General features: G+C 49.3%; 11 protein-coding genes and 3 tRNA genes. 5 read left to right on the plus strand and 9 right to left on the minus strand.

Going from position 1 to position 12,424, the window contains the following annotated elements; genetic code table 11:
• Position 1: 1 nt before the first annotated feature.
• From BZJ19_RS05445 to BZJ19_RS05465, 5 genes are read right to left on the minus strand one after another with little or no spacing between them, the layout of a single operon-like run.
• Positions 2-1,021: an ABC transporter ATP-binding protein gene (locus BZJ19_RS05445; RefSeq protein WP_077674876.1), complete on the minus strand. Its 1,020-nt coding sequence runs from the start codon at positions 1,019-1,021 to the stop codon at positions 2-4.
• Positions 1,021-1,806: an ABC transporter permease gene (locus BZJ19_RS05450; protein ID WP_077674877.1), complete on the minus strand. Its 786-nt coding sequence runs from the start codon at positions 1,804-1,806 to the stop codon at positions 1,021-1,023. The genes BZJ19_RS05445 and BZJ19_RS05450 overlap by 1 nt, the downstream gene beginning before the upstream one ends.
• A 2-nt stretch (positions 1,807-1,808) precedes the next feature.
• Positions 1,809-2,717, minus strand: coding sequence for an ABC transporter permease (locus BZJ19_RS05455; protein ID WP_102136107.1), 909 nt, complete (start codon positions 2,715-2,717; stop codon positions 1,809-1,811).
• Positions 2,714-3,535, minus strand: coding sequence for an alkaline phosphatase family protein (locus BZJ19_RS05460; protein WP_077674878.1), 822 nt, complete (start codon positions 3,533-3,535; stop codon positions 2,714-2,716). Before BZJ19_RS05460 ends, BZJ19_RS05455 begins: the two co-directional genes overlap by 4 nt.
• A 12-nt stretch (positions 3,536-3,547) precedes the next feature.
• Positions 3,548-4,633 (minus strand): ABC transporter substrate-binding protein, encoded by a 1,086-nt coding sequence (locus BZJ19_RS05465; protein ID WP_077674879.1) that lies wholly within the window; start codon positions 4,631-4,633, stop codon positions 3,548-3,550.
• Between the two features lie 211 nt (positions 4,634-4,844).
• On the opposite strand from BZJ19_RS05465, the gene BZJ19_RS05470 reads away from it, so the two are divergent.
• The 5 genes from BZJ19_RS05470 to BZJ19_RS05490 all read left to right on the plus strand — a co-directional run bounded on the left by BZJ19_RS05470 (position 4,845) and on the right by BZJ19_RS05490 (position 7,166).
• A complete protein-coding gene (locus BZJ19_RS05470; RefSeq protein ID WP_077674880.1) occupies positions 4,845-5,585 on the plus strand; it encodes a UTRA domain-containing protein in 741 nt (246 codons plus the stop codon).
• A gap of 150 nt (positions 5,586-5,735) precedes the next feature.
• On the plus strand, positions 5,736-6,740 hold the full coding sequence (locus tag BZJ19_RS05475) for a DUF3080 domain-containing protein (RefSeq protein WP_077674881.1): 1,005 nt from the start codon (positions 5,736-5,738) through the stop codon (positions 6,738-6,740).
• A 159-nt stretch (positions 6,741-6,899) separates the two neighbouring features.
• Positions 6,900-6,976, plus strand: a tRNA-Val gene (locus BZJ19_RS05480).
• Between the two features lie 23 nt (positions 6,977-6,999).
• A tRNA-Val gene (locus BZJ19_RS05485) sits at positions 7,000-7,076 on the plus strand.
• A gap of 13 nt (positions 7,077-7,089) precedes the next feature.
• Positions 7,090-7,166 (plus strand) — tRNA-Val (locus BZJ19_RS05490).
• 114 nt (positions 7,167-7,280) lie between these two features.
• Here BZJ19_RS05490 and BZJ19_RS05495 read toward each other — a convergent pair.
• The 4 genes from BZJ19_RS05495 to BZJ19_RS05510 all read right to left on the minus strand — a co-directional run bounded on the left by BZJ19_RS05495 (position 7,281) and on the right by BZJ19_RS05510 (position 12,364).
• The gene (locus BZJ19_RS05495; RefSeq protein ID WP_077674882.1) at positions 7,281-8,105 is read right to left on the minus strand and encodes a Cof-type HAD-IIB family hydrolase; all 825 of its coding nucleotides are present in this window, start codon (positions 8,103-8,105) and stop codon (positions 7,281-7,283) included.
• Between the two features lie 67 nt (positions 8,106-8,172).
• Positions 8,173-8,646 (minus strand): NYN domain-containing protein, encoded by a 474-nt coding sequence (locus tag BZJ19_RS05500; RefSeq protein WP_077674883.1) that lies wholly within the window; start codon positions 8,644-8,646, stop codon positions 8,173-8,175.
• 141 nt (positions 8,647-8,787) lie between these two features.
• On the minus strand, positions 8,788-10,536 hold the full coding sequence (locus tag BZJ19_RS05505) for a formate--tetrahydrofolate ligase (protein ID WP_077674884.1): 1,749 nt from the start codon (positions 10,534-10,536) through the stop codon (positions 8,788-8,790).
• Between the two features lie 154 nt (positions 10,537-10,690).
• Entirely contained in the window at positions 10,691-12,364 is a 1,674-nt protein-coding gene (locus BZJ19_RS05510; protein WP_201249174.1) for a methyl-accepting chemotaxis protein, read from the minus strand.
• Positions 12,365-12,424 lie beyond the last annotated feature (60 nt).

Genomic DNA, 12,424 nt, shown 5'->3' on the forward strand with positions numbered 1-12,424 from the left:
GTTAGGGCCTTACCGGTTGGAGTTCATTGAGGTTAAAAAGCAGCTCGAGCTGACTACCATTTGCCAACAAACGCTCAGACGAGCGATTGAGTAAATCCACTGTGAGCTGGCAGTCATCGACCGCCACTTGATAGCGAATCACATTGCCAAGCAGTTGATGGTTATGGATCCGGCCTACCCGTGGCGCAGAAATATGTGAGCCGTATTTGCGTCCCGGCTCTTTGATATAAATAGACTCAGGGCGAATCGCCACTTTCCACTCGGTATCCAGATTAAACAGCTGTTTCGCTTTCTTGGCCTCTACCAAGTTGTAATGGCCCATAAAGCCGGCGACAAACTCATTGGCCGGCTGGGTATAGATTGCTTCCGGCGTGCCCGCTTGCACGATTTCACCTTTGTCCATCAAGAAAATACGATCTGACATGATCATCGCTTCTTCTTGGTCATGGGTAACAAAGATCGTGGTCAAATCCATCTCTTTCTGAATGTCACGGATTTGTTGGCGAAGGTGTTTGCGAATTTTAGCATCCAGTGCCGAGAGTGGCTCATCCAGCAACAAAATTCGCGGTTTCACCACCAAGGCGCGAGCAAGGGCAACACGTTGACGCTGTCCGCCAGATAATTGGTGTGGATAGTGTTTTTCTTTCCCCGTCAGATCAACCAGCGCAACAACCTTAGCCACTTCACGTTGGATGTCAGCCGCGCTCCATCGCTTCATTTTCAATCCAAAAGCAATATTGGCATCAACCGTCATATTGGGGAACAAGGCGTATGACTGAAACACCATGCCAATCCCTCGCTGCTGAGGTGTTTGGTGAGTAATATTTTCACCATTTACCCATATCTCACCATCATCAACGGGGTTCAAGCCAGCCAGGCTGCGTAGCAAGGTTGATTTACCGCAACCACTCGGCCCCAACAAGGTAATAAATTCACCTTGCTCAATCGTGAACTCAATGTCTTCAAAGACAGTATTGTCGCCAAAGCGTTTCGTCAGGTTATTGGCACGAACGTAACTCATTATTTCACCCCTCGGCTAAAACGACTTGCGAGCCAAGTCAGTAAGAAAATAAACAGGAAGTAGGTCATGACCAAGGCGGAGGTAAAGTGGCCACTGGTTTGACGCATGTTGTAGAGATAGATTTGCAGTGTCTCGTAACGCGTTCCCACCAAAATATTGGCGAAAACAAACTCGCCGAGCAGAAACGAAAACGACAAGAACAGCGACGCCATGAGGCCTTTTTTTACATTCGGTAGTACGATCAGTAAAAACGCTTGGCGGGTACTCGCGCCGAGTAAATAAGCAGCATCCATCAGATCATGCAGGTGAATTGCCTCGAAGCTATTGGCTATCGCACGGTACATAAAAGGCAACGCAATGGTGAAGTAGGTGCCAATCAAAATCCAAGGGGTGCCAATCAGTGCAATCTCGCTGTCGGCATAAAGCTGAAGTAATCCCACTGAAGACACTACAGGTGGCACGGCAAAGGGCAGCAAGATCAGCACATTCATTAGCTTGTCGAGGGCTGGAAAGTAGTAAAACACCACAAAGATTGCCGGTAAAATCAACACCACGCTGAGCGCCAACGCGGCGATACAAATAAACAGCGAGCGACCAAATGCCTCTAAAAAACGCGGATCGGTCACCAGCTTTAGGTACCAATCAAACGTAAATCCATCGGGTAACACTGTGGCGCCCCAACGCGATGAGAATGAATAGATTAAGGTCGCCAAGATCGGAACTAGCATCACGCCAACAATGCCGTAAACCACGGTTTTGTGGTATCGGGTATTCATCGTATCCATCGCTATTTTCTCCCCTTTTTGCCCGCGTAGCTTTTTGCAATAAGCCATTGGTTAACGACCGTAATAAACGCCAGTAACACCATCAAAATGACAGAAATCGCCGCAGCCAGATTGGGCTCAAGGAATAAATCGCCCGATACCAAACTGGCAATGCGCACGGTGACAAGGTTGTAATTCCCTGACGTTAGCGCATAAACACTGGCATACGCGCCGATAGCATTGGCGATGAGGATAATAAAGGTGCCAAATAACGCGGGAGAGAGAACAGGCAAGGCCACCCGAGTCCAGTATTGCGATGTGCGAGCTCCCAACAGTGCGGCGGCGGCTTGCCAGTCATCACTCAACGCATCAAACGCGGGATAGAGAAGCAACACCGCAAGTGGAATTTGAAAATAAATATAGATCGCCAATAACCCCCACTTGCCGTAAAGGTCAAACTCGCCCAGTACACCGTATTGCTTGAGGAGCAAGGTAATGGCGCCATTAGTGCCCAAAATAATGATAAAGGCAAACGCCAATGGCACGCCGGCAAAGTTGCTGCTCATATTGGTAAAGGCAATCACACCATCACGAAGTTTGGAATCGACTCGACGCAGCGAAGACACTAACAGCGTTGCGATGGCCAACCCCACCACACTCGACCAAAACGCTAACCACAAGCTATTGCCAAACGCCTGAAGCATAAACGCTGAGTCGATGATTTCGACATAGTTATCGACGCTTAATGTGTCATCGTAAATAAAGCTATTAATGAACACCCAGACCATGGGCGCAATTTGAAACAGATAAAAAAAGCAGCCAAAAGGGACTAACCACAGCGCGGGTTTCAAACGTTTAAGTCGAATCACCCAAGCTTTCTTGGTTTGGGTCGGTGTATGGGTGTGTGTGGGAGTAAGAGAACTGTCCATCATGCTAACAATTCCTGAGTAAAAGGTTTGTGGTGGTATAGCTGCAATAGCTGGCACACAGTGCCGCACAGTTCGATTTGTTTCACCTGACAGGCTTGATGGCTAAAACGCTCACCGATAACAAACAAAGGCACATCTCGCTCTTCTGCCAACGTACCACCGTGCGACCTGTCATTATTCATCCCGTGGTCGCTGGTGATCAGCACTTGATAACCGTCGCCTACCCAAGCTTCGATGTAATTTGAGAGCAAACTATCGATATGCCGAGCACCATTACGATATTGATGTGAGTCCAAGCCGTGTTTGTGCCCGAGGTCATCCATATTCATGGGATGAATGAGCAAAAAGTCGGGCCCGAAAGTACGACGTAAATACTCTGCGTCCAACAACAAGGCTTCATCTGGATAATGATCCCAATGGTAGAAACAGCCATGTTGAATATTGAGTGACACATCATGCGTAAAACGATCTCTGACCGGCTCAAAAGGCGCACGATTATAGAGCTCGCTGATCCAATGATACGCCGCAGCCGCGGTTACCTTGCCTTGTGCGCTCGCCAAGCTAAAAATCGAATCATGCTTGGATAAACGCACAATCGCATTGTTGACGATGCCACTTTCTATCGGGCGGATCCCGGTTAAGATGCACTCATACAAAGGGCGAGACATGGATGGCAATTCACTTTGCAGCTGATAAAGCGTGGTGCGCAGCGCTGATTGGGAATGAGGTTGTTCTACAAGACCGTTCAGATAGCCCATGCAATCACGGGCTACCTGATAATTCAGTCCGTCGAGAACAACAAGGATCACCTTATTATTCATACTAACCGACTTCTATTGCTGATGGATAAGCACACTTTCTTGCCATTGACGAGGTAGACGTCGCGCTGACTTTTCCCATGCAGAGAAGTTCGTCACTGGGCGCACATTGCTGTATTGGTCATTGGCGATCAATTTGTCTTGAATCGACTGAGGTAAGGTGACATTGGTACGAATCGGACGAGCATATCCCTCGGCAAGATTAATTTGCCCTTGGTCACTAAAAATGTACTCACGCGCCAACTTCGCCGCGTTGGGGTTTTTCGCGTACTTATTGATAATGGTGGTGTAACCAGAAATCACGGAGCCATCTTGAGGAATATTTACTGTGAAACGCTCACGATCAATTTTGTCGCGGTAATTTAGCGCGTTGAAGTCCCACATAATAGCCACTTCGATTTCACCTTTTTCCAAGTTCGCAATGCTTGGGTTAGTGAACGATAAGCGTCCCTGCTTGGCCAGTTTTGCAAAGAAATCGATCGCAGGTTTTAGGTTGGATTCATCACCGCCATTGGCAAATGAAGCCGCTAAGACAGCATTGTTTGCCTGAGACGCAACGCCGACATCGCCAACTGTGATCTTGTAGTCCCCTTCAAGTAAGTCCTGCCACGATGTTGGTGCATCTTTCACCAAGTTATTGTTGGCGATAAACGCTATCGTGCCGGTATAAGCCAACGCCCAGTGACCCTCTTTGTCTTTCGCCCAGTCAGGAATATCATCCCAAGTACTCGGCTTATAGGGCTGGGTGACGCCCTTTTTCACCGCTACACGCGCAAATGCAAAGCCGACATCACCAATATCCGCGGTGGCGTTTTTCTTTTCAGCTTCAAATTTGGCAATTTCTTGCGCTGAGCTCATGTCAGTGTCTTGGTGGGTTAACCCATAATTTGCCTTTAAATCCGCCCACGTGTCTTTCCAGTTCGCCCAACTGTCGGGCATACCTACGCTGTAAACTGCACCTTCTTGCTGGGCAGCCTTGGTCAAAGATTCAAGATTAGTCTCTTTCGCGACGGTAGGGAACGCCAGTGTTGCGGCGATCAGTGCTGCTGGCACCATACGCTTCGCCGGTAAAGCAACGGAACGACTTAGCAAAGTTTTCATTGTCTCTATCCTTCTGGACTAGGTCAGTAAGTTCGTTTTGCATGCTAGGGCGCAAATGTGACGATTAGGCATCAATAGATTGACATTTCTGCTTACATTTCATGTCACTTTTATTGCAGACACCCTGTGTCCAAGCGACTGATAGCTGTCATATTTTTGTTAACTCTATGACTTATCTTGCGGGGATACTCTTTACTGGACTAGATCACTAATGAGCGTGACGACAACTCGCCAATACGGCACGCAACTGACATATATCAAGCAGAACTTGCGAGAGCAGATCCAAGCAGGTGTGATACATCAAGGACAAAAACTTCCTTCAGAACGCGAACTCAGTGAGCTCTACGGCACCACGCGTATTACGGTCAAAGACGCCTTGGTTTCACTGGAGACTGAAGGGCTCATTTATCGCGAAGAACGGCGAGGTTGGTATGTATCGCCCGAGCGAATTGTCTATAACCCTTTATCTCGGACCCACTTCCACCAAATGATCCGCGAACAAGATCGCACCGCGGATACTCGATTACTCAGAGTGCGCAACGAAGTCGCATCTGGCGAATATGCTCGTGCACTGGACACAGGCTCTATGTTGCCCATTCATATCATTGAGCGGTTACGTTATATCGATGGTCGAGCGGTACTGTTTGTCGAGAATGTGCTTAAAGCCGCTTTGTTTGAAGATATCTTGACTGAGGATTTAACCCAGTCACTTACGGGTATTTACCGAAACAAATACCACTATGAAACGAAACGTTCACGGTTTGAAGTCATCCCCACCTCAGCCCCCGCTCACGTTGCCAAAGCATTGAACCTTGCCAATGGGCAACCCATCCTCAAAATCTGCCGAATCAACTACAAACAAGATGGTGAGCTGATGGATTGCGAATTTGAATATTGGCGACCCGACGCGGTGGTGATCCGTATCGACAGTGTCGACCCCACTGTTCGATAGTCGGCCTTGTCGGTTCTAGAGCGATGTAACGGGAATAAAACCATCCTACTGACATCAACTCAGTAAGTTGCGTAAACTATGAGGCAAGGCGATCGGGTTGCGGGTCGCCTTCGTATCGACTGGCATCGACGCTAAAGGAATCACCGTGTTATGCGCTTACTCGCTCCCCTTCTGATTGTTCTATCGATGAGCTTACTGACCGCTTGTGAGCCAGCCGATCCAGCTAAAGCCATGATGGCCGACTACCAACAACGCCTAGGAAATGTGTTGGATGCAGATCCCTCTCCCCTTAGCCTACCGGCACTGCCTTCTTTGCCTCGTAAACGGGAGCTGGTACAACCCATCGCCGATCTCCGTTTAGGGTTACTCGATGCCTATGAACTGCGCCAATGCGGGCTGTTTAATTTAATTGCCGAGCGTAATTCCTCACTGGGAAAAGTCGCCGACCGTTTTCGTCAGCTTGATTACGAACTCAGTTTCATCCGTGTCGCTAAGCAATGCCTGCCACAGGTGAAAGATGACAGCATCCGAACCGCGCTCAACGACGCTATAGTAAGCAAAACCCAGCAACTACCCACCGTTATCTGGAATACGGTGATTGATAGCAGCGCCTGGCAAGCACAGTGGTCATTGCCGATTCTCACCTTGCCGGTTGAACTTCCCGCGCATAGCAATGCAGTCAGCGCCATGACACAATTCGGCAACTTGGTCCAACAGCCATCATCGAGTCATGAAAGCATTCTTGAGTGGCAAGAAAGCATTGAAAAACAACCTATTTTAGGTGCATTATTCGTCAGTTTGACAGCGCATACGGATTGGCTTAATCAAACCAGTCAGTTGATTGCCGACAATCAATCTAAAGTGCTGTGTGGTGAAAATTTTGATACCACCCGCCTCGAGCGACTAAAAACCGTGTTTTACAAATATTATGTTGGTGAAGTGCAACCTTATTTGGCGCGCGTCGACGGCTTGTATCGTGATGTGTCACCAACATTAAACCAACTTGCCTCCTTAGAAACGCCTCCACCTTTTTCTGCGTATAAATCCGCCTACTGGCAAGGCGAGGCATACACGGCATACAAACAAGCCATTCGTCATCATGCCGATGTGTGGCAACAGCTGTTCCAACGCTGTAATGTGACTTTAGGCGGGTAAGTACCCGCCTGTCACACTAGGATCATGAAGAAAAATGGCGAAAAACCATCAATTTGACCACCAAATCGCCAAACAGTCGTTTCTGCGCAAAAATATGCGCTTAAGCGCTTGCGTGACACAGATGAACTCGCTACTATTCACCCCGCTTTCAAGCACTGTGCGTCCGTAGCTCAGCTGGTTAGAGTATCGCCTTGACATGGCGGGGGTCGGTGGTTCGAGTCCACTCGGACGCACCACTTTGCTTGAAACACTAAATTATGCGTCTGTAACTCAGTTGGTTAGAGTGTCACCTTGACATGGTGGAAGTCGGTGGTTCGAGTCCACTCAGACGCACCACATTTTGAAATTCGCGTCCGTAGCTCAGTTGGTTAGAGTACCGCCTTGACATGGCGGGGGTCGGCAGTTCGAGTCTGCCCGGACGCACCATTTCCAGAGAGCCTGCTTAAAAGCAGGCTTTTTTGTTTTACGTAAAGACCGCTACTCGTTCCTTAAAGCGAGGCAGGCACAAACACCCACCCCATTTGTTCATGCTTGTTCGTTTTACGCTACGGCGCTATCCGCTGCTAACACAAACTTTTCAATCGCTTTGGCCACACCGTGCTCATCATTGCTCTCGGTAATGTAATCCGCGATTTGCTTGGTTGCTTCCATGGCATTCGCCATCGCAATACCAAGGCCTGCGTATTCCAACATTGCGTGATCGTTTTCAGCATCGCCCATGCAAATCACTTCATCGGGTTGAATGCCTAGGTGCGCTACAATGGCGGCTACCCCCGCCCCTTTATCGCTTGCAGGGTTTAAAAACTCGAGGAAGAAAGGCGCACTTTGCACTACCGTAAATTCCTCGCGTAGAGTGGATGGTAACGCGCTGATCACTTCGTTTAACTTGCTTGGCTCTGCCACCATCAATACTTTGATAATCGGATGATCATCGCTTAGGGTCTCGAAATCCATCACGGTAATATCTAGGCCGTTGATCTTGCCCTCAATCTCGGTATATGGATTCTGCGCTGGTGTAATCAAACCGTGCTCAGTACTAAACGCATGCACGAAGGCACCCAGTGCCTCAGCATGCTGAGCCAGCGCTTTGGCGGCTTTTCCGTCAAGCCCTTTTTGCAAGATAACGTCATCAGTACCTAGGTTTTTTACCATTGAGCCGTTGTAGTACAGCACAAAGTCTTTATCCGACCCGATTCCCAGTTCGTCTAGCTTAGGCTGCATGCCCTCAAGCGGCCGACCAGACGCCAATACCACAGTCACGCCTTTCTCACGCGCGCGGGCAATGGCTTGTTTATTCTCAGCAGATATTGCTTTCTCGCTGTTTAACAAGGTGCCGTCCATATCTAGGGCGATTAATTTGTACATCGTTTACTCACTTCAACATCAAAATAAAATCAGAAACTGTCCCAGAACTGCAAAATAAACGCCGTGCCTACAACAACATATCGTCTTCAATCGCAATAAAGCGATCGACACTGTTCACCAAGGAATTGGCCGTTAGGGAAGGCACACCAAGCACTATCGCTTCAGTGTGATAGCGCGCGCGGATTTTGTTCATCAGCAAGTCAAAATCCCCGTCACCGGATAACAGCACCACGGTATCAACCTCGGGCGCGGCTTCCATCACATCAATGGCAATCCCCACATCCCAATCGCCTTTGGTACTGCCATCGGCGCGTTGAATATAAGGTTTAAGCTTGACGGTAAAGCCAATGTGGCGAAGGGCATCTTGAAATTTGATTTGCTGATCGTCATCGCGGCGAATGGCATAGGCATACGCGGTTACCACCTCACCCATATCATTGAGGGTTTGCCATAACTGGCGATAGTTAAACTGACGCCCGTAGGCTTGGCGTGTGGTGTAGTAGATATTTTGAACGTCGACAAAAACCGCGATTTTTTTCAAGTCAGGCTCACAGTCGGTGGGAGAATTGAAGCCAGAGAGGATACCACATCACACGACCGTGAAGATAATCACAAGCATGGCCGCATCTAGCAAAAACAAAAAAGCCGCTGACAACAGCGGCTCTCACGAGGGTTAATATCATTAACTCAACCCAATAATATTACCTTCATCATCGAGGTCGAGGTTCATAAACGCCGGTTTTTCCGGTAGGCCGGGCATAGTCATCACGTTGCCGCATAAGGCATAGACAAACCCGGCACCCGCGCATAATTTCAACTCGCGGATCGGTACATCAAAGCCTTTGGGAGCACCTTTTATCGCACCATCGGTTGAAATAGACAGCGGCGTTTTCGCCAAACAGACTGCCAAACCGTCATACCCTTGCGCTTTAAATTGTTGCAGTTGCTGTTTCGCGGTCTCACTTAACGTCACGCTTCCCGCGCCATAACCAACTTCCGCAACCGCCATCAACTTTTCTTCCAAGCTTTGCTGGGCATGATACAAGGGCGAGAATGATGCGTTGGTTTCACATTGCGCGACCACTTGTTCCGCCAGTTTACGCGTACCCTCGCCACCTTGGGCAAAGCCTTCACTGATCGCTACTCTTACTTTGTTGGGCAGCGCTTCAATCATCGCCTTGAGTGTCGCTAGCTCAGCATCACTGTCTTGTGGAAAACGATTGATTGCCACTACCGCCGGCACACCATATTGAGTCACGTTATTGATATGCCATTTGAGGTTTTCAAACCCTGCTATCAATGCCTCATTATCATCCGCAAAGAGCGCGTCGGGCATAGGCTGACCAGGCTGTAAGTTGTAATAACCAGAGTTGGCTTTTAAGCCGCGCAATGTCGCCACAATCACCGCACAGTCTGGCGCTTTACCGGATGCTTGCGCTTTGATGTTGCAGGCTTTTTCAAACCCCATGTCTGAACCAAAGCCGCCTTCAGTGACGGTATAATCGCCTAGCTTAAGCGCAATGTTATCGGCGATAATCGACGAATTGCCATGAGCAATATTGGCAAACGGACCAGCGTGAATCAGTGTAGGCACGCCTTCTAGGGTTTGCATCAAGGTGGGTTCAATCGCTTCTTTCATACTGACCGCCATCGCGCCAGCCACTTGCAAATCTTCGGTGGTGATCGGCTCACCGGTATGGCTATAAGCCAATACTATGCGGCCGATGCGCTGACGCAGATCGCGAAGATCGCTCGCCAACGCCAGAATCGCCATTAGCTCAGAGGCAGCCGAGATATCAAACCCGCCCTCACGCTCGTAGCCGTTGATGGTTTTACCCGGCTCGTTTTTACCCACAGTCACCATACGCAAGGCGCGATCGTTATGATCCATCACCCGCTTCCACACCACGCGACTTGGGTCAATCTTTAACGCTTTTAAGCCACTGCGCGCCTCAAAATCGTCATAGCCTCGACGTTGCTCGTGATAAATTCGCGCATCAATGGCCGCAGCAGCCAAGTTGTGCGCCGCGGTCACCGCATGAATATCTCCCGTCAGGTGGAGGTTGAGCTCCTCCATCGGAGCCACTTGCGAATAACCACCGCCAGCTGCGCCACCTTTCACACCAAATACGGGCCCCATCGAAGGCTGACGAATACAGGCCGTTACAGAATGATTCAGCTTAGCCAAGCCTTGCGCCAGACCAATGGTGGTGACGGTTTTGCCTTCACCCAAGGGCGTGGGAGTGATGGCGGTGACCAGGACTAACTTTCCGGTTGGGTTGGGCGCAAGACGCTTTAAGCAATCGAGAGAGATTTTGGCTTTATAGCTACCTTGCGTTTTAAACTCTGAGTCAAGGAGGCCAACTTGCTTGGCTATGGTGGAAATGGGGGCGAGTGTGGTGTTACGACAAATCTCGACATCAGGCAGCATGAAACCCTCTCAATAGCGCACAATATGTTCAAAGCAAACGTTTGCGTGAGCATAATACCGCTAAAATAGCTATTGTAAAGCGAAAGGACGCTTGCGGTAAGCGTCCTTTATGACTTTTTATCCCGTGTGCCGAGAATAGTGATCATGCTATTGCTTAGGCGACTTTAAATTGCCCGACCAAGGTATCAAGATCTTGACCAAGCGAGCTCAGCTCTTCCGCCGCGTGTGACGATGCCTCACTTGAGGTCAACAAGCTAGCGACAATGTCGCGAATCGATACCAGATTACGATGAATATCTTCCGTGACCGTGGTTTGCTCTGACGCCGCGCTAGCAATTTGCGAGGTCATATCGTTTACTTGCGAGAACGCCGCGCTCACCGAGGTGATTCGCTCGCCAATTTGCGCTGAAATCGTTGCCATGCTTTGGCACTCTTGATCGCTGTCGGCAATGGTTTTCACGGCACTATCCACATGCACATGCAGACCATCAAGCATGTCACGGATCTCATGAGTGCTGGTTTGGGTACGACTGGCCAAGGTGCGCACTTCATCGGCCACCACCGCAAAGCCTCTCCCCTGCTCGCCTGCACGGGCGGCTTCAATCGCCGCATTTAGCGCCAGCAGATTGGTTTGCTCCGCAATTTCACCAATCACAGACAGTACTGAGGTAATTTTATCCGACTGAGCTTTAAGCTGATCCACCTGCCCGCTCGACTCGCTCATTTTCGCCACCAGCCGCTCAACCGACGCGATAGATTCATGCACTTGGGTTTGCGCGTTTTGCGCATCTTGGGTGGCAGACGTAGCCGCATCGGCAACCTGCGTGGTGTTTTGTGCCACTTCTTGCGCAGCAGAGCTCATCTCTGTCACCGCGGTCACCACTTGCTCGGTTTCGTTATCGTGAGTTTGTAAGTGCTGGGCCACCGTTGCGGTCTGCCGCGCCATATCGCAGGCAGTGCTATTCACTTGCGCGGTGACCTGAGCGACTCGCTGAATGGTTTGCTGCAGCTTTTCTACAAAGCGGTTAAACGCATAACCAAGTTGCGCTATCTCATCATGGCCATGCACGTGCAAGCGCTGAGTAAGATCACCCTCACCACTGGCAATATCATTAAGCTTATCGAGCATGTCTTTCACCGGTTCACTAATACGCTGCGCAAACCAGCTCACTAGCAACACTGTGATAACCACCGTGCCCGACCCAAGCAAGGTTAAACGCCAGATCTGAGCATCCAATGCTTGCTCTGCTTCACTGCGATAGACGGCTACCTTTTGCTCGATATCATCGATGTAGGCACCGGTACCCAGCAACCATCGTCCGTTATTGATCATCACCGCATAGCCAATTTTCTCAATCAGCTGGTCAGCGCCGGGCTTGTCAAACATAAAATTGAAAAAGCCATCGCCTCGCTGTGCGGCCTCAAGCAGGCCCTGAATAACCTTGTTGCCTTTAGGATCGGTAAAATTAATCAGGTTTTTCCCTTCAAGGGCTGGTTTAACAGGGTGAAACACATTAATCCCCTGTTTGTTGTAGATAAAAAAGTAACCCGCTTCGCCAAATTTCACATCAGTAAGCGCCGTTTTAAGCGCCGCCAGACGTGCCTCACTGGCACCGGGGTTGATGCGTTTGACAATGTTCTCCGCCACCTGAGTCACTTCTTCGAGTTGTTTTTTACGCTCGTTGACTAATTTTTCCCGAAACGTGGCAATGTTCTCTTCTATTAATGTCCGCTCGTTATGTGCCGTGATCGCACTCAAAATCAATATCGAAGCAATAAGTGGCACAATGGCAAGCAGCAGTATTTTTGTTTTAAACATCAGCTTCATTAGCATTTACCCTACAGACTAATTTTGTAAGCAAATGCTACTACTTAGCTAGACAGGATA

Source organism: Salinivibrio proteolyticus (assembly GCF_001996165.1).
Taxonomy (GTDB): Bacteria; Pseudomonadota; Gammaproteobacteria; order Enterobacterales; family Vibrionaceae; genus Salinivibrio; species Salinivibrio proteolyticus.